Source organism: Stenotrophomonas sp. Steno-Z2, assembly GCF_056393235.1.
In genome coordinates, this window is sequence record NZ_JBWJOY010000009.1 from 1 (window position 1) to 17,928 (window position 17,928).

At 66.5% G+C, this 17,928-nt stretch carries 19 protein-coding genes; 16 read left to right on the top strand and 3 right to left on the bottom strand.

All coding sequences use genetic code 11. From position 1 onward, the window contains the following. Window positions 1–457 precede the first annotated feature (457 nt). Window positions 458–1,756: a DUF58 domain-containing protein gene (locus tag AC06FP_RS14850; RefSeq protein ID WP_478076040.1), complete on the top strand. Its 1,299-nt coding sequence runs from the start codon at window positions 458–460 to the stop codon at window positions 1,754–1,756. A gap of 147 nt (window positions 1,757–1,903) precedes the next feature. On the opposite strand, the gene AC06FP_RS14855 is transcribed toward AC06FP_RS14850, so the two are convergent. Beyond that, window positions 1,904–3,091 (bottom strand): glutathionylspermidine synthase family protein, encoded by a 1,188-nt coding sequence (locus AC06FP_RS14855; protein WP_478076041.1) that lies wholly within the window; start codon window positions 3,089–3,091, stop codon window positions 1,904–1,906. A 4-nt stretch (window positions 3,092–3,095) separates the two neighbouring features. Continuing rightward, complete coding sequence (locus tag AC06FP_RS14860; protein WP_478076042.1) at window positions 3,096–3,653, bottom strand: DUF1190 domain-containing protein; 558 nt, start codon at window positions 3,651–3,653, stop codon at window positions 3,096–3,098. A gap of 241 nt (window positions 3,654–3,894) precedes the next feature. Here AC06FP_RS14860 and ilvD point away from each other — a divergent pair, with 241 nt between their 5' ends. From ilvD to AC06FP_RS14935, 15 genes are all read left to right on the top strand, one after another. Further along, on the top strand, window positions 3,895–5,733 hold the full coding sequence (ilvD, locus tag AC06FP_RS14865; protein ID WP_478076043.1) for a dihydroxy-acid dehydratase: 1,839 nt from the start codon (window positions 3,895–3,897) through the stop codon (window positions 5,731–5,733). Window positions 5,734–6,513: 780 nt separating this feature from the next. Continuing rightward, entirely contained in the window at window positions 6,514–6,981 is a 468-nt protein-coding gene (locus AC06FP_RS14870) for a hypothetical protein (protein WP_478076044.1), read from the top strand. A gap of 64 nt (window positions 6,982–7,045) precedes the next feature. Further along, window positions 7,046–7,615, top strand: a complete 570-nt coding sequence (locus AC06FP_RS14875) for a YdeI/OmpD-associated family protein (protein ID WP_478076045.1) — start codon at window positions 7,046–7,048, stop codon at window positions 7,613–7,615. Between the two features lie 212 nt (window positions 7,616–7,827). Further along, a complete protein-coding gene (locus tag AC06FP_RS14880; RefSeq protein WP_478076046.1) occupies window positions 7,828–8,082 on the top strand; it encodes a YdeI/OmpD-associated family protein in 255 nt (84 codons plus the stop codon). Between the two features lie 483 nt (window positions 8,083–8,565). Then, a complete protein-coding gene (locus tag AC06FP_RS14885) occupies window positions 8,566–8,949 on the top strand; it encodes a hypothetical protein (protein WP_478076047.1) in 384 nt (127 codons plus the stop codon). A 222-nt stretch (window positions 8,950–9,171) separates the two neighbouring features. Beyond that, on the top strand, window positions 9,172–9,552 hold the full coding sequence (locus tag AC06FP_RS14890) for a DUF1761 domain-containing protein (protein ID WP_478076048.1): 381 nt from the start codon (window positions 9,172–9,174) through the stop codon (window positions 9,550–9,552). Between the two features lie 102 nt (window positions 9,553–9,654). Continuing rightward, complete coding sequence (locus tag AC06FP_RS14895) at window positions 9,655–10,050, top strand: VOC family protein (RefSeq protein WP_456117775.1); 396 nt, start codon at window positions 9,655–9,657, stop codon at window positions 10,048–10,050. 44 nt (window positions 10,051–10,094) lie between these two features. Further along, a complete protein-coding gene (locus AC06FP_RS14900) occupies window positions 10,095–10,412 on the top strand; it encodes a hypothetical protein (RefSeq protein ID WP_478076049.1) in 318 nt (105 codons plus the stop codon). A gap of 210 nt (window positions 10,413–10,622) precedes the next feature. Beyond that, complete coding sequence (locus AC06FP_RS14905) at window positions 10,623–11,033, top strand: hypothetical protein (protein WP_478076050.1); 411 nt, start codon at window positions 10,623–10,625, stop codon at window positions 11,031–11,033. Window positions 11,034–11,156: 123 nt separating this feature from the next. Continuing rightward, the gene (locus AC06FP_RS14910; protein WP_478076051.1) at window positions 11,157–11,534 is read left to right on the top strand and encodes a nuclear transport factor 2 family protein; all 378 of its coding nucleotides are present in this window, start codon (window positions 11,157–11,159) and stop codon (window positions 11,532–11,534) included. 375 nt (window positions 11,535–11,909) lie between these two features. Then, window positions 11,910–12,491, top strand: a complete 582-nt coding sequence (locus AC06FP_RS14915; RefSeq protein WP_478076052.1) for a P-loop nucleotide/nucleoside kinase family protein — start codon at window positions 11,910–11,912, stop codon at window positions 12,489–12,491. A gap of 150 nt (window positions 12,492–12,641) precedes the next feature. After that, window positions 12,642–13,103, top strand: a complete 462-nt coding sequence (locus AC06FP_RS14920; protein WP_478076053.1) for a hypothetical protein — start codon at window positions 12,642–12,644, stop codon at window positions 13,101–13,103. Between the two features lie 50 nt (window positions 13,104–13,153). Further along, entirely contained in the window at window positions 13,154–13,537 is a 384-nt protein-coding gene (locus tag AC06FP_RS14925; RefSeq protein ID WP_478076054.1) for a nuclear transport factor 2 family protein, read from the top strand. Window positions 13,538–13,708: 171 nt separating this feature from the next. Continuing rightward, window positions 13,709–15,388, top strand: coding sequence for an electron transfer flavoprotein-ubiquinone oxidoreductase (locus AC06FP_RS14930; RefSeq protein WP_478076055.1), 1,680 nt, complete (start codon window positions 13,709–13,711; stop codon window positions 15,386–15,388). Between the two features lie 125 nt (window positions 15,389–15,513). Then, entirely contained in the window at window positions 15,514–15,882 is a 369-nt protein-coding gene (locus AC06FP_RS14935; protein ID WP_456117768.1) for a c-type cytochrome, read from the top strand. A gap of 34 nt (window positions 15,883–15,916) precedes the next feature. On the opposite strand, the gene AC06FP_RS14940 is transcribed toward AC06FP_RS14935, so the two are convergent. After that, window positions 15,917–17,815: an alpha/beta hydrolase family protein gene (locus AC06FP_RS14940; RefSeq protein WP_478076056.1), complete on the bottom strand. Its 1,899-nt coding sequence runs from the start codon at window positions 17,813–17,815 to the stop codon at window positions 15,917–15,919. Window positions 17,816–17,928 lie beyond the last annotated feature (113 nt).

Sequence of the window (17,928 nt, forward strand, 5' to 3'; positions counted from 1 at the left end):
ATTGCTTGATTTACCGACTTTGGGTTATCGCTTTGGCGCAGATGCCCAGGTCTTTCGCTTTTTGCGAACAGGAGAAGCCACAGCAAGAGCAGAAGCAGGATCAAGGGCTTTCGCTCCCCTTCGGGGCGCGAGCCACCTTTCTTTGCTCGTGCAAAGAAACGTGGCCCAAAGAAACACGCCCCTGCCTGCGCGCCCGACGCGCTGCGCGCGCCGGGTCCACTCCGCCGGCGGGATTTTTCGACGAGACATCCCTGTCTCGTCGAAAAACGACGCACATCCATGTGCGCCGCCCTTCGGGTTTTTCCCGCCGGCTCCGTCGCTGCGGAAGGGGACCCGAAAATCAAAAGCAGGCGGCAACAGCAAAGTCACAGGCAACCGCAACCGCAACCGCAACCGCAAAGGATTTCGTGCTTTCGCACTCGTCCGCAGGCATCGCATCCGGCATGAGGGCCACCGCATGAGGCCCGCACCGCTGCTGATCGCACTGCTCGCCCTGTGGGGCCTGCTCGGCATTCCGGTTGCCCTGCGCCTGCTGCCCGTCGAAATCTGGACGACAGCCGCCTGCGCGATCGCCCTGCCCGCCCTGGTCGACGCGCTGTGGCTGTGGCGCCGCCCCACGCCCACGGTGCGGCGCGAGCTGCCCGAAACCCTGGCGCTGGGCGTGGAGCGCGAGACCTGGCTGCAGCTGGACAGCTTCGGCAGGCAGCGTGTGGACGTGTTCGACCTGGTGCCCGGCGGCTGGGCCACGCGCGGGTTGCCGCGCCGGCTGCGCCTGTCGCGCGCCAGCGAATCGCGCTTCAGCTACCACTTCACCCCCAGCGCGCGCGGTGCCTTCGCCTTCGACGGCGTGCAGCTGCGCCTGCATTCACCGCTGCGGCTGTGGCGGCAATCGCGCATCGCCGGGCCGGTGCAGAAGGTGCGGGTCTACCCGAACTTCGTGCCGCTGACGCGGCTGGCCCTGCTCAGCGCGGAAATGGCCTCGCGCCTGGTCGGCGCGCACCTGAAGCGGCGCCGCGGCGAGGGCACGGATTTCCACCAGATGCGCGAGTACCGCGTCGGCGACAGCCTGCGCCAGATCGACTGGAAGGCCACCTCGCGCGCGCGCAAGCTGATCTCGCGCGAGTACCAGGACGAGAAGAACCAGCAGCTGGTAATGATGATCGACACCGGCCGGCGCATGCTGGCCGACGAGGGCGGGCTGTCGCATTTCGACCATGTGCTCAACGCCTCGCTGGTGGTGTCCTACCTGGCGCTGCGCCAGGGCGACGGCGTGGGCCTGTTCGCCAGCGGCGGCGAGAGCCGCTGGGTGGCGCCGCAGCGCGGCCTGGGCGCGATCGACACGCTGCTGCGCGCCAGCTTCGACCTGCAGCCGCAGCCGGTGGCCACCGACTACCTCGCCGCTGCTACCGAACTGTCGCTGCGGCAATCGCGGCGCTGCCTGGTGATGCTGGTGACCAACGTGCGCGACGAGGACATCGAGGACCTGCTGGCCGCCGTGCGCCTGCTGCAGAAGCGCCACCTGGTGTGCGTGGCCAGCCTGCGCGAGCGCGAGCTGGACGATGCTCTCGCCCGCGACGCCGACACCCTGCCCGACGCGGTGCAGGCCGGCGCCATCGCCCGTTACCTGCAGCAGCGCGCCGCCGCGCACGAGGCGCTGCGCAGCCACCGGGTGATGGTGCTCGACGTCACCGCCGAGGAACTGCCGGCCGCGCTGGTGGAGCGCTACCTGGCGGTCAAGCGCGACGGGTTGCTGTAGCGCCTGAAAGCCCCTCTCCCTCCGGGAGAGGGGTTGGGGTGAGGGTAAGGACGAAGTCCCGCGATGTCTGGCTGCACAAGGCTTCGCCCGCCCCTCATCCGCCCCTTCGGGGCACCTTCTCCCGGAGGGAGAAGGGTCTCAAAACCCTCAGACGTAGATCCGCGTACTCCCCTGCGGCGCATCGTCGATGATGGCGTGCGGCAGGAAGCGGGCGCTGTCGCGGGTAATGCGGCTGTCGTCCTCGCGCACGCCGATGCCGCAGGCGCGGTCGCCCACCACCCAGCTGCCGACCAGCGGGTAGTTGCCCTCGAACGCCGGTAACGGATGGAAGGCCTGCACGATGCACGGCCCGGCGTACGGACCTTCGCTCTCCTGCCAGCGGCCGTCGCTCATGTGCATGGCGACGTTGGCGCCTTCGCGCGAATGCAGCGGCTTGCGCACCCAGCCGGCCGGCAGGGCGCTGCCATCGTCGAAGTGCGCTTCCAGCAGGTTGGGATGGCCGCGGTGGCGCTGCCACAGCAGCGGCAGGATGCCCTTGTTGCTCAGCACCGCCTTCCACGCCGGTTCCAGCAGGCGCACGCCGGAACCAGGCAGCGCCGCGCCGAATTCCTCGCGCATCAGGTCTTCCAGCGGATACAGCTTGAACAGGCTGCCGATCACCACGTCGTCCAGGTCGGTGAAGCGGCCATCGGCCGACAGGCCGATGTCCTCGATGGCGATGGCCGCGCCGTGCAGGCCGGCCTGCGCCGCGCAGTCGCGCAGGTAGGCGACCGTACCCTGGTCCTCTTCCGAATCGCGCACCGCGCTGAAATACAACGGCGGCGGCAGCTGCGCCGCCAGTTCCGCGAAACGCTCGACCAGGGTTTCGTGCAGGGAATTGAACTGGTCGGCCTGCTGCGGCAGCGCGCCGCGGTTGCGCTGGTCCTCCAGCCACTGCCACTGGAAGAACGACGCCTCGTACAGCGAGGTCGGCGTGTCGTAGTTCAGTTCGTACAGTTTGGCCGGGCCGTTGCCGTCGTAGGCGAAGTCCAGCCGGCCGTACAGATGCGGGTCGCGGCGCCGCCAGCTTTCGGCGATCCAGTCGCGGAACGGCGCCGGGATCGCCAGCCGCTCCATCAGCGCCTCGCTGGCCACTACCTCGCCGACCAGGTCCAGCGCCATGGCATGCAGCTCGGCGCTGGGGTCTTCCAGGTCGCTCTCGATCTGGCGCAGGGTGAAGGCGTAGTACGCGGTTTCGTCCCAGTACGGCGCGCCGTCGATGGTATGGAAACGGAACCCCGCCTCGGCCGCGCGCGCGCGCCAGTTGGAGCGTTCGGCAATGGCAACCCGCCTCACCGCATCAACCGCCGACGGTGGTGCGGCCGCCGCTGCGCGAGCCGAAGCCGCCGCGGCTGGCGGTGACGGCGCGGTTCGGCTCGGTGGTCACCGGCGCCAGGCCGGCCTTGCCGGCGCCGATGCCGCTGGCGGTGTTCAGCCCGCCGCTGCCGGCCGGCTTGGCCCAGCCGTTGGCGTTGTCCTTGAACGCCGGCTGCGCGGCCGGCGGCGCGGCCACCGCGCCACGGCCGCTGTTGAGCATCTGCGACATGAAGAAGCCCATCATCATCGGGCCGACGAACGAGGTGCCGGCGCTGGTGCGCTGCTGCACGCACTGCTCGGCCGGGTATTCCTTGGCGCACTCTTCCCTGCTGGCGTACTTGGGCGCGGCGTCGGCGGCCTGCTGCTGCGCGGTGGCGAACGCCGTGCGGCAGGCGGAGGGATCACCGGTGGCTTCGCTGCAGGCTTCCACCGAGGTGTACAGCCCTTCCTGCACCTGCACGGCCTGCTCCTTCTGGCAGGCGGTGAACAGCAGCGGCGCCGTGCTCATCAGCAGCAGCGCGGTGGTCCTGGATCGCTTCATCGTCGTAGCCCCATGAAAGTCGTCCCCGAATGATGCCCGATCCGGCCGCGCGGGCGGAAATCGCCGCTACCGCGAACCTGAACGTCGTTTCAGGTAGGGCGACGTGCGGCCACGGTGATGCCGGCGGCCGACTTCGCTAGCCTGCGCTTTTCCGGCGGCCATTCCCGTGGCCGCGATGGTTGCAACAGCAACCGGGTTCTTCATGCAGAATCGATGGCACTGCGTTCCGCTGCCTTCCCCCATGCCCGACTACCGCTCGAAAACCTCCACCGCCGGCCGCAACATGGCCGGCGCCCGCGCCCTGTGGCGCGCCACCGGCATGACCGACGGCGATTTCCACAAGCCGATCATCGCCGTGGCCAACTCCTTCACCCAGTTCGTGCCGGGGCACGTGCACCTGAAGGACCTGGGCCAGCTCGTGGCGCGCGAGATCGAAGCGGCCGGCGGCGTGGCCAAGGAATTCGACACCATCGCCGTGGACGACGGCATCGCCATGGGCCACGACGGTATGCTGTACTCGCTGCCCAGCCGCGAGATCATCGCCGACTCGGTGGAGTACATGGTCAACGCGCACTGCGCCGACGCGCTGGTGTGCATTTCCAACTGCGACAAGATCACCCCCGGCATGCTGATGGCCGCGCTGCGGCTGAACATCCCGGTGGTGTTCGTCTCCGGCGGGCCGATGGAAGCCGGCAAGACCCGGCTGGCCGAGCACAAGCTCGACCTGATCGACGCCATGGTCGCCGCCGGCAACGAAGCGGTGAGCGACGAGCAGGTGGCCGCCATCGAGCGCAGCGCCTGCCCCACCTGCGGCTCGTGCAGCGGCATGTTCACCGCCAACTCGATGAACTGCCTGACCGAGGCGCTGGGCCTGTCGCTGCCGGGCAACGGTACCGTGGTGGCCACGCACAGCGACCGCGAGGCGCTGTTCAAGCGCGCCGGGCGGCTGGTCGTGGAGCTGTGCCACCGCTGGTACGGCGGCGAGGACCCAAGCGCGCTGCCGCGCGGCATCGCCACGTTCGAGGCGTTCGAGAACGCGATGACCCTGGACATCGCCATGGGCGGCTCGACCAACACCATCCTGCACCTGCTCGCCGCCGCGCAGGAGGCCGAAGTGGCCTTCGACCTGCGCGACATCGACCGCCTGTCGCGGCGCGTGCCGCAGCTGTGCAAGGTCGCGCCGAATACGCAGAAGTACCACATCGAGGACGTGCACCGCGCCGGCGGCATCATGGCCATCCTCGGCGAGCTGGCGCGCGGCGGCCTGCTGCATACCGGCGTGCCGACCGTGCACAGCCGCACCCTGGGCGAGGCCATCGCACGCTGGGACGTGACCCAGGTGCAGGACGAGGCGGTGCACCAGTTCTACAAGGCCGGCCCGGCGGGCATCCCCACCCAGGTGGCCTTCAGCCAGAGCACCCGCTGGCCTTCGCTGGACACCGACCGCGCCGAAGGCTGCATCCGCGACGTCGCCCACGCCTTCTCCAGCGAAGGCGGCCTGGCCGTGCTGTACGGCAACCTCGCCGCCGATGGCTGCGTGGTGAAGACCGCCGGCGTGGACGAATCCATCCACGTGTTCGAGGGCAGCGCCCGCGTCTACGAAAGCCAGGACGCGGCGGTGAAGGGCATCCTCGGCAACGAGGTGCAGGCCGGCGACGTGGTGGTGATCCGCTACGAAGGCCCCAAGGGCGGCCCCGGCATGCAGGAAATGCTCTACCCCACCAGCTACCTGAAATCCAAGGGGCTGGGCAAGGCCTGCGCCCTGCTCACCGACGGCCGCTTCTCCGGCGGCACCTCGGGCCTGAGCATCGGCCACTGCTCGCCCGAAGCCGCTGCCGGCGGCACCATCGGCCTGGTCCGCGACGGCGACCGCATCCGCATCGACATCCCGCAGCGCGGCATCCACCTGCTGGTGGACGACGCCGAACTCGCCCGCCGCCGCGAGGAACAGGCCGCACGCGGCTGGAAGCCCGCACAGCCGCGCCCGCGCAAGGTCAGCACCGCGCTGAAGGCCTACGCGCTGCTGGCGACCAGCGCGGACAAGGGCGCGGTGCGGGACAAGGCGCTGCTGGAAGGTTGAGCGCCCCACCACCATACTCGGGGCAACGCCGCAGATAGGCGGCCGAATAGACGCCAAGCCTCACACATGACATTCGAGAGCCGTAAAGAGCACTGGACTGATGCACGGGTCGACCAATACCTGTTCGGGCAAGGCATCGAACTGAAGCAGTACTACATCAGCCGACCCTCTGGAGCAAATTGCCTTTGCTATATCAGCCCCGATGGACGGGACTTTTTTCTCCCAATTGACAATGACGCTCTAGCTGAGAGAGCCATTCAACGGCTCCTTACTCGGCGTCCGCATTGAGGCTGACTAGTCATGGTTCACAGGTGGGGCCTAAGAATTCATTCAAACCGAACCCGCTTCGCGGGTCGATTTAATTCAGGCGTTAAGCCTCAATGATTGAGCGTATGACACACCAAAATTATGTGATTTCATTTCGCCAAGAGGCAGCCAAGATCGCGGCTGGAATTCTCTCCGGTGAGGTTCCGGTCTTGGAAGGCTGTCATTCTCTCGCCGCTCTCCGCTGGGAGATAGAGGTAGATGAGCGCGATCCAGACTTTCTAGTTTTTGCCATGATTTCGTCAGAGATTGACACGCTACCGATTGGCACTATTCGGAAGCATTGGGCACCAGAAGCATTGGCAAAACTGGGGCCAGAGATGGTGTCGGCAATCGCATGGGCAACACCGCAAGCACTGCCAGCATGCAGGTCTGTCGTGCAGCGGTTTGGGGCCTAACAATTCATTCAAGCCGACGCCGCTTCGCGGCGCCGCTTAAATCAGGCGTTAGACGGGCATGGAGAATTCAGAGCAAGTTCTGGCGTTGCTGGCTGAAGCAAAGGTCATTGCTCAGCGATACTACGCGCTTACCCAAAAGCCTCTCGGCATCACCGGCGAGGTCGCGGAGTACGAGGCGGCGCGCCTTCTTGGGGTCAAACTCACTCCGGCGCGGCAAGCCGGCTATGACGCAACCGAGATTACTGACGGCAAGACTCGGACACTCCAGATCAAGGGGCGCTGCCTACCAAACGGCTGTACTCCGGGCCAACGCCTCGGCTCCATCCGGCCAGACAAGGAGTGGGATGCCGTACTCATGGTTCTGTTGGATTCTTCGTTCAGCGCCACTGAGATCTGGGAGGCTGATCGTGCTGCTGTTCTTGTCGCACTTGCCGCTCCCGGCTCCAAAGCACGCAACGAGCGCGGGGCTCTCGCTGTTGCCAAGTTCAAGTCCATTGGTCGGCTGCGCTGGTCGCTGCCGGCCTAGCAATTCATTCAAGCCGGCGCCGTTTCGCGGCGCGGTTTAGTTCAAGCATTAGGCCCCCAAAGCAATGAACGACCCGATCCTCACTTTCAAGGACCAATCCGCATGGGAGTCCTGGCTTGAGCTGACAGGAAGTGTGTCAACTGGCGCATGGCTTCGCATTGCCAAAAAAGGCGCCGATATAAAAACCGTCTCCTATGCCGAAGCGTTGGAAATCGCCCTTTGTCACGGCTGGATTGATGGTCAAAAGAAGGCGGAGAACGAGCACTATTGGCTTCAACGATTCACGCCCAGGACAGCCAGAAGCATCTGGTCCCAGATCAACAAGGCAAAAGCTGAGGCTCTTGTCTCGGCGGGACGAATGCGTCCTGCCGGAATGCGCGAAATTGATCGAGCCAAGAAAGACGGCCGCTGGGATGCCGCGTACTCATCGGCCAGCAATTCGGTCGTCCCGGATGACTTGCAACAAGCCCTCGATGCCAACAAGAAAGCCAAAGCCTTCTTTTCAACCCTCAACAGCCAGAACCGATACGCCATACTTTTCAGAATTCAGAATGTCAAAAAGGCAGAAACGCGTGCCAAGAAGATCACTCAGTTCATCGAGATGCTGGCTCGCGGCGAAAAGCTCCACCCGTAGCCTCCGCTTCGGGTCAGGGGATCGTATATGCGGTGTTTGCGGCACTTTTTCTCCATTCCGGCCGACGTCGCTTCGCAGCGCGGCTTGATTCAGGTGTCAGGCATGAAAGCAGAACGACTGGCCATTACTGCCCTCGTTGCGGTCGTTGTCGCAGCTTGCACGGACAAGAGCACTCCGGCAGTCAAACGCGCCGCTCAGCTTGGTTCTCACCAATGACGATCGAAAAGAAGACAACTCTCAAGCGCGCCAGGAACCCCATGCCCGCTTCCGTGGAGGCCGCATTGAACGAGCATGGGCTGATGGCGGCATACCGGGCGCGGCCACCGTATCAGCAGAACGACTATCTGGGCTGGATCTCCCGCGCCAAGCGTGAGGCAACCCGGCAGAAGCGGGTTGACCAGATGCTGGCCGAGCTCAGAGGCGGAAGAAAGTACATGAACATGGCGTGGTCCGGCGGCCGGTCATAGACCTGACACTTCATGCGTGGACTTCCACCAGGCAGCGCAGCACACCACACAGTCTGCTCGGCGAATCGCTCGACCACGTGGTGAAAGACAGGAGATATCTACCCTACCGTGGAGCACCGTCGTGGAGCACACGTGCTTCGATAGGTTGCCCCTCCATGCGGCAGGGCCATCCAATCAGGACACCGGCCGCCATCACCCCATTGCCCCGCAACCATGAACGACCACCGCATGCCCATCCTGAGGCTGCTGCTCGTCATCGTTGCCGGCTCATCGTCGGCAGCGTGGCCGCTTGGCGCGCGCCACGTATCCCATCTAGGGCAGCTCAATCTTCCAGCCGGTAAAAGAAGCCTCAATCCCTGCTCACCCATGGCGGGTTTACCTCACTCAAGCGCCATGCCGGCTGGCTTTCATGGCGCGAGGGACTCAATGCGTCGTAGAGTCGCGCCCAATAGTCCGTCGGGCGTTGGAGCGCCTTGGGGAATCATGAAATCCAGATACGTCATCGCGTTCTCCTTGGTTCTCCTGCCCACCCTGCCCTGTGCAGGCAATACGGTTCAAGCCGTTCCGGAACAGTTCCTGGGAAGCTGGGGTACCAGCCTGGCGGACTGCGGGGGCAAGGCGGATGAGGCTTCCCTGCACATCGAGGCAGGTCGTATTTCGTACCTCGGGGGTTCCGGCCCGTTGCGAGCCGTTGTCGTACGCGGGAAGAAGGAGGTGGCCTGGGTCGCCGAGCTCACGGGTGAAGGGCAGACCTGGCTCGATGCATCGGCCTTCGTGCTTTCTGCGGACGGCGACCAGCTTACCCAGAGATCCGGCACGGACGGGGAGCCCTTTATCCGTGTGCGGTGCAGCTCCATACTTGGCTGACGGCCATGTACCCCATCCCTGACGTTTCGCTTGCGCGCCGGGACCCTGCGATTGACCCGCGGGAAGCCGGGTTCCGGCAGCCACGACATGCGACGGGAAATCTGCGGATGCATTTGCAGGGATCAGGGACAGGCTCCTACCAGACCCTGACGATTCACCGCAAGCCAAGGCCGCTTCGCGGCACGGCTTCAACTCCGGCATCAAACGTCAATCGAGGACGCCATGAACATCTGGATTACGCTGCTGGCAGCCGTTTCGAGTTTTGTTGTTGGCGGGCTCTGGTACTCGCCCATGCTGTTCGGCAAGGCGTGGAACGCAGAGAACGGCGGCCCGCCGACGACAGGGCATCCGGCGAAGGTGTTTGGCGTCAGCTTTGCCTTCTCGCTTCTGGCCGCTGCCTGCTTCGCGGTTCTCGTTGGGCCCTCTCCCACGCTGGAGTCCTCGTTCAGGCTTGGCGCCTTGGTGGGCGCCGGCCTGGTTGCGGCCAGCTTTGGCATCAACTATCAGTTCGCGCAGAGAACCTTCAAGCTCTGGCTCATCGACGGCGGGTACCACGTCGCGCAGTTCCTGCTGTTTGGCGTGGTGTTCGGCCTGTTGGGGTGATGCCAGCCAAGTCATCCAGGCCGGTGCCGGCTGGCGGCTCCACCTGGTCCAGGCACCGGACCGCACCGGGCGCCGCCTCTGCCCCATCCTTTCGGGTCACCGATGCTTCATCACATCTCACTGGGTGCGTGCGATATCGAACGCGCGGCAACCTTCTACGATGCGGCTCTTCGACCGCTGGGTTATGTCCGGGTCTGGACAGACCTGCGGCCTGGTGAGCAGGAGCAGGCCGTCGGCTACGGGCCGCCAGGCGCGGGCGACAGGCTCGCGATCAAGCAGGTGTCGTCTCCGCCGCCCTGGATCCCGGGGTTTCATGTGGCGTTCTCCGCGCCAAGCAGGGCATCGGTCGATGCCTTTCATGCCGCGGCACTGGCCGCTGGCGGGGTGGACAACGGACGGCCGGGCTTACGGCCGGACTACGGCGAACACTACTATGCGGCTTTCGTCATGGACCCGGAAGGCCACCGGCTGGAGGCTGTGTGCAGGACGTCCGAGTAGTGGGCTCGCGCAGTTCAGCGGCCCATCCGACAGGTGGATTTCGCGTGACCGGGCAGCCGTGCTGGATTCAGCACGGCGGGCTTTTCATCACGCTCATGGTGCTCTCCGCGCCCTTGTACGCGATGACGCCGTGTCCGAGCGAGTACGGGCCGAAAAGTCCGTTGATCAACCTCCTTGGCTGGCTGGTTGTGGCGCTGGGAGTCATGGCCGGTGGATTGTTCGCCGCCTGCCTGCTGCGCCGCTCCCGCCGGATGCAACTGCTTCCACGCCTTGCGGTGGCGCTTCTCGGCCTCGTTGGCATGGCCATCCTCTGGGCCGGCGGCCTGGCCCTGGCGACGGCGTTCTTCTTCCTTCGCTGCTAGCGGTTCGTTCGGGCCGACGCCGCTTCGTGGCTGTGATCCAGGCGCCAGGCCGGAGAGAAAGCCTGCCTGCAGACCGTCGGTAGTACGATGCCGGCAGCAGCGCCTTCATTCCTTTCTGCAGTCGTCCGGACTTCTGGATCGACGCGTGCTCCCGATCGACGCGCCGGCCGCCGTTGTCCCAACCGCCCCGCACCCCTGGAGGACCATCGCATGCCCATCCTGAGACTGCTGCTCGCCATCGTTGCCGGGCTCATCGCCGGCAGCGCGGTCAACATGGCCTTGGTGATGGCGGGCGGGCATATCGTCGCGCCTCCGGCCGGGGCGGACATGACCACGGCCGAAGGCATACGCGCCGCCCTGCCCCAGCTCGCGCCGCGCCACTTCCTGTTTCCGTTCCTTGCGCATGCGCTCGGGACGCTGGCCGGCACCTTCGTCGCAGCGAAGCTCGCCAGCCGCTACAAGCCGGTGGGCGCGCTGGTGGTGGGCGTGTTCTTCCTGGCCGGCGGCATTCTCGCAGCGCGGATGATCCCGGCGCCGGCCTGGTTCGTCGCCACGGACCTGGTCTGCGCCTATCTGCCGTTCGCATGGCTCGGCTACCTGCTGGCGCGGCCGCGGCGCTGAACGCGGCCCGCGCAGGCCGGCACGGTCGGGTCTTCGCTACGCCTGCCGGTACGGCTTGCTAGTCTTGCGGCTCCCCGCCGCCGCGCCGGCGATGCAACCCGATGCCAGCTGCACGGAGCGACCATGGCCATTCAAAGCAACGCGGACAAAGCCACCCGTTTCCTGGCCATGTGCACGGCCGGCCAGGTCAGGCAGGCCTACGACACCTACGTCTCGGACGATTTCCGCCACCACAACGCGTATTTCCCCGAGGACCGGGAATCGCTGCTGCGGGGAATGGAGGAAAGCGCGAGGGTCGAGCCCGACAAGTCGTTCACCGCCAGGCAGGTCATCGAATCCGGCGACCGGGTGGCGGTGCTTTCCCATGTGCGCCGCGGCAACGTGGGCATCGACATCGCCGTCGTCCATATCCTGCGCTTCGAGAACGGCAGGATCGTGGAGATGTGGGACATCGGCCAGCAGATTCCCGCGGATTCGCCGAACCGGCTCGGCATGTTCTAGCCGCCGGGACCACGGGCCGTACTCCCTGCACCGTTCGAAGAACGGTCGTAACGGGCAGGCTTCCCCCCTGCGCAATCGCCAGCGCTCACGCGTCCCTCCAGCAGACAGGGGCACGGCGTTCGACGGCACACGCCACCGGCAGACTCCCGGCTTTCCGGAGTCCGGCACCGCGTTGAGAGGGCCACGGCCAGGTGATACCGTGCCAGACGGACAACGCCAGCAAGCAAGCGGCGACATGTCTACGTGCGGTGTCGTGCACCGGAACAGGGAAACCGGCGGCGTGAACAACCGCCGTGCGTGATGTGGATTTTCCCTCGCCGGGCACCGGCGTCATCGCCTTTTTGCCTTCGAATCCCCCAGGCGCAACCAGCAACCATGCACGTCATTTTTCTACATGGAAGCCCGGCTTCCGGAAAGCACACCGTCGGCGTCAAGCTCAGCGGGCTGACTGGAATCCCGTTGTTCCACAATCACCTTGCCGTCGACACCGCCAGGAGTCTTTTCGCTTTCGGCACACCGGCGTTTGGCAGGATGCGGGCGACCATCTGGCGGACCGCCTTCACCGAGGCGGCACAGGCAGAGCAGAGCTTCATCTTCACGTTCAACCCGGAGTCGACGGTTGATCCCCGGCTCATCGCCGAGCTTCGCGCAATCATTGAGAGCGCCGGCGGGAGAATCCACTACATACATCTGGTCTGTTCGCGTGAGTCGTTGCTGGAACGCATGGGCAACGCTGCACGCGCGGAGTTCGGCAAGCTCACGGATCCGGCGCTCTTCCAGGCGATCGAGGCACAGGGGGGCTTTGATTTTCCTGACCTGCCCGAAGCGCTGCTTGTGGTGGACACGGACCTGCATGATCCGGACGCGGCTGCGGCCCTCATCGCCACGGCCGTTGAAGCCGCGCAGAACGACAACCTGCAGGTTGTTCATGCGGATGCCGGGCGCGGTACGGCTTGACGCAGGCGCCGGGCCCAGGGAGCGGCACACAATGACTTGCCTGCTCGCTGCCCTCACGGCTGCCATCGCCCTCATTGCCATTTCCAGGTTCCCGCAGGAACCGCAGGACCTGCCTGCCATCGCGGGCGCCAACCACGTTGGAGGATCGCCATGCGCGCTGCAGTGAAGGCTGTCTGTATCGGTGGTTTCGTCGGCGGCACCCTGGACCTGGCGTTCGCGATCGGCTTTGCCGCCTTGAACGGGCTTGCGCCTGCCACGCTGCTCCAGGTCATCGCCAGCGGCTGGTTCGGAAAAGCGTCCTTCGACATGGGTGCGGTGAGCGCGGCCATCGGGCTCGTTTCCCACTTCGCGCTTTCGCTGGGGTGGGCGGCGTTGTTCGTCGCGTTGGCGCCGCGGTTGCGCGTGGCGGCGCGCCCGTGGCTGAGCGGGCCGATCTTCGGCGCCGTGGTTTTCCTTGGCATGCGCCTGGTGGTGCTGCCGCTGTCCGCGTTCCCCAGGCCGGTCAACTTCGACATGCCGGCCGCGCTGTACGACCTGCTGTCGCACATGTTCCTGTTCGGGTGGCCGATCGCCCTGGCCGCGCGCTCGTTCCTGTCGGGGCGGCGGCCCTGACGGCATTCCGGGTCATGCCCGCACCAACTCCCGCTGCAGGAAAGACCACGATGGATTCCACCAGACGACACGACCTCATCGCCCGCTATGTCGCCGCCTACAACGCCTTCGACGTGGAGGGCATGCTGGCGACGCTTTCGGCGGACGTGGCGTTCCGCAATTTCTCCTCCGGGCAGCTCACCGCGCAGTCCGACGGCAAGGAGGCGTTCCGGCGCCTGGCCGAGCAGGGCAAGTCGCTTTTTTCCGAACGCGAACAGACCGTGGTTTCCCTGCGCGAGGAAGGGGAATCGACGATCGTGGACATCGCCTATCGCGGCAGGCTGGCCGTGGACATTCCGGGCGGCCCCGTCGCCGGCACGCTCATCGAACTCACCGGGCAGTCGGAATTTTTCTTCGGCGAGGGCGGCATCACACGCCTGATCGACCGCAGCTGACGGGCCCCTGCCTACACTGCCCAGCCTGTCGCGGCGACGCCTGTTCACCCACGCCGCGGCGCCCGCGTCAGGCAGCGGGCGCCCGCGGATTGGAACATCGCCGCCGGGTCGGCGAAAATGGGGCCTCAGACCGTCGCCACGCCGTCGCCGGCCCCAGCCAAGAGTCCCTGCATGAACATTGAATCCTCCTCCGCCCTTCCGCCGCGCGAAGCGATGGAGTTCGACGTGGTGATCGTGGGCGCCGGCCCGGCCGGGCTGTCCACGGCCATCCGCCTGCGCCAGCTGGCGGTGGAGCAGGGCCAGGAACTGTCGGTGTGCGTGCTGGAGAAGGGCTCCGAGCCGGGCGCGCACATCCTGTCCGGCGCGGTGATGGACCCGCGCGCGTTGGGCGAGCTGTTCCCGGACTGGAAGGAAAAGGGCGCGCCGCTGAAGCAGGCGGTGACCCGCGACGAGTTCCTGTTCCTGGACGCCACCGGCGCCAAGGCCACGCCCAACTGGCTGCTGCCCGAATGCTTCCAGAACCACGGCAACTACATCGTCAGCCTGGGCGAGGTGACGCGCTGGCTGGCGCAGCAGGCCGAGGCGCTGGAAGTGGCGATCTTCCCCGGCTTCGCCGCCGCCGAGGTGCTGTACGACGAAGCCGGCGCGGTGATGGGCGTGGCCACCGGCGACATGGGCATCCACAAGGACGGCACGCCGGGCCCGAACTTCGAGCGCGGCATGGAGCTGCATGCCCGGTACACGATCTTCGCCGAAGGTTCGCGCGGCCACCTCGGCCGCCAGCTGATCAGCAAGTTCAAGCTCGACGAAGGCAGGGACCCGCAGAGCTACGGCATCGGCATCAAGGAGCTGTGGCAGATCGACCCGGCCAGACACGAGCCGGGCCTGGTGGTGCACGCGGCCGGCTGGCCGCTGGACGACGACACCTACGGCGGCGCCTTCCTGTACCACGCCGACGGCGGCAAGGTGTCGATCGGCTATGTGGTGGGCCTGGACTACAAGAATCCCTGGCTGAGCCCGTTCGAGGAGTTCCAGCGCTTCAAGACCCACCCGGCGGTCCGCAAGCACCTGGAAGGCGGCAAACGCATCGCCTATGGCGCGCGTGCGATCACCGCCGGCGGCATCCTGTCGCTGCCCAAGACGGTGTTCCCGGGCGGCGCGCTGGTCGGCTGCGAGGCCGGCTACCTCAACGTCAGCCGCATCAAGGGCAGCCACGCGGCGATCAAGACCGGCATGCTGGCCGCCGAGGCGGCGTTCGAGGCGCTGGTGGCCGGGCGCTCGCGCGATGAGCTCAGCGCGTACCCGCAGGCCTTCGAGAACAGCTGGCTCAGGACCGAGCTGCTGCAGTCCAAGAACTTCAAGCAGTGGTTCAAGAAGGGCCGCACCCTGGCCACGCTGATGACCGGCATCGAGCAGTGGCTGCTGCCCAAGCTGGGCCTGCGCAACGCGCCGTGGACGATCCACCGCACCAAGGCCGACCACGAATGCCTGGAGCCGGCCAGCCAGCACACGAAGATCGAGTACCCGAAGCCGGACAACGTGCTGACCTTCGACCGGCTGAGCTCGGTGTTCCTGTCCTCGACCAACCACGAGGAAGACCAGCCCAGCCACCTGACGCTGAAGGACCCGACGGTGCCGGTGCGCATCAACCTGGCGCAGTACGCCGGCCCGGAGGCGCGCTACTGCCCGGCGGGCGTGTACGAGTTCGTCGGCGAAGGCGCCGACACGCGCCTGCAGATCAACGCGCAGAACTGCGTGCACTGCAAGACCTGCGACATCAAGGACCCGACCCAGAACATCGTCTGGGTGACCCCGCAGGGCGGTGGCGGGCCCAATTACCCGGCGATGTGATGGCGCAACCGCGCGTGCTTGCCGGCAGAGAGAGGGAAAGGGCTTCGCTTTCTGCCGGGAAAACCCGGCAGCGGCGGATGCGCTGCCGTGGAAGCGCCATGTGGCGCTGCATGATGCGGCTCGGAATGGCCGCAGCGCTATGCGCCTGCGGCCAGCGCGATGTGTTCAACCACGCCGCCGACGCCACGCCGCACCAGCGCGAGCTGGAGCGGGCCTTCGCCGTCTGCGCCGGCTGCCATGACACCCGCGCCGACCTGGGCCACCGTTTCGGCCCCAACCTGCATGGCGTGATCGGCCGCCGCGCCGGCAGCGCGCCGGGCTATTCCTATTCCGAGGCGATGAAGAACAGCGGCATCGTCTGGGATGCGCAGACCCTGGATGCCTTCCTCGCCTCGCCGCAGAAGCAGGTCCCCGGCACCCGCATGCCCAACGCGACCTCCGACCCGCAGCGCCGGCGTGCAGTGATCGAGTATCTGTCCGTACAACCGGAGTAGCCGGGCCAGCGCATCCGATGCAGTCACCGGGCGCTCAGCCGCCGATGTGCTCCTGCAGGAATTTCTCCAGCGCGCGATAGAACGCGATGCTGTTGTCGTCGTTGTAGAAGCCGTGGCCCTCGCCCGCAACCGCCATCCAGCCAGGGGGCCTCCCCGCCGCGGCCAGGGCGCTGCGCATGGCGTTCGCCTGCGCGATCGGCGCCCTTTCGTCCCGTTCGCCATGCACCAGCAGCACCGGCGCTTTGATGGCCGCCGCCAGGCTCACCGGCGAGTTCGCCAGCAGCTCCTCGTCGCTGCGGCCGATCACGCGCTCCAGGTAGTTGCGCCCATAGGCGTCGTCCTTGATGTCGCCCTTCCGGTACATCATTTTCAGGTCGTAGACGCCGGCCAGGCCGACCGCGCACCGGATCCGCTGCGGCGCGCGCGCGGCCAGCATCATCGCCGAGTAGGCGCCGAAGCTCCCGCCATACGCACAGACCCGCTCGGGATCGGCCAGTCCCGATGCCACGGCCTGGTCCAGCCCATCCAGCAGATCCTGCTGGATGCGGGTTCCCCATTGCAGGTAGCCCAGGCGTTCGAACGCACGGCCGCGCCCGCCGCTGCCGCGGTAGTTGACCTGCACCACCAGGTAACCGCGGCTGGCCAGGAACTGCGCATCGGTGTCGTAGAACCAGTCGTCGCTGACCCCGTGCGGCCCCCCGTGCGGCAACACCACCGTGGGCAGGCGACGGCCTTCGCTGTTGCGCGGGATCGTCAGCACCGCCTCCAGCTCGAGCCCGTCGCCCGCCCTGAAACGCACCGGGCGGCGCTCGGCCATCAGCGCCGGGTCGATGGCCTCGCGCGTGGACAACACCTTTTCCAGCTTGTTGGTCGAACGCCTCAGCACGTACCAGCCGCCAGGATCGCGGTCTCCAGTCAGGTGGACCAGCACGACCTGGCCGTCCCGGCTGACGTCGACGAAGGTCACGTGCTGCTGCGGCAGCAGTTCCGCCAGGGCCTTGTGCAGCTCGGCCTCGGGCCGCCCAGGGTCGAAGTAGGCCAGCCGCGGGCGGCCGCTCTGTGCGGCGGCCGCGAACGGAACCGACGGGTGGCCTGTCCACTGCGTCAGGCCGACACTGGCGAAGTCATCGCCAGCCAGCACCTCGGAATCGCCGCCGTCCAGATCGCTCAGCACCAACCGCGATGGCCCTTCGTCGCGGCTCAGCCGGGCATATACCCTGGTGTTGTCCGCGGTGAACGCCAGCGGCGTCCAGACGCTTCCGGCCTGCTGCAGCACCATGGGCTGCCAGCGGCGGCCGTCATCCGAGCGGTACAGCAGGTAGTTGTCCGCATCGTTGCGCCCCCAGGCATAGCGCGCAACGCCGTTGCGGTCGACCAGGAATTCCAGCTGCGGCACGTTGATATCGGCAATAAGCTTGAACGTCGGCCGCTGCGTATCGACCAGGTAGAGCATCGACGAGGTGGGATTGCGCTGGAGCTGGCGCATGTAGAAGCGGCCATCGTTGCTCTCGGCCACGCTTTCGATGTAACCGAAGCCGCGGTCCAGGCCGGCTGCCGCGTTCTGCTGCTCGTACCCGTAGATGTAGCGCTGGTTCTTTCCGTCGAAATCGCTGGCGATGATCTCGCCCGTGGGCAGCGGCTTTTCCAGCGACCCGTACTTGCGCCCCTTGGCGACGACCAGGCGCCGGTCGCCCACCCACGCGATCTGGAACGGGCTTTCGTAGCGCGGCAGGCGCAGCACCGCGGTCCGCGTCATGTCGGACAGGCGCAGGATCTGCACGGCGTGGTTGCCTTCCCCGAAGTCGGTCGAAACCGCCAGGTAGTCGCCCGTCGGCGACAGGCGCGGCATCGAGAACGGGCTGGCCTTGGCGAACGCTTCCACCGGTATCGCCTGGGCCACCGCTGCCGGCACCCAGGCCAGGCCAGCGAACATCCCTGTCAACAGCCACAACACCCCACGCAACCCCCTTCCCATGACAACTCCCCAGAAGCCAAGCGGTAGGCGCAGCCTAGGGTATCGGCCTGTTCTCCGGAAGAGCGCCGTTG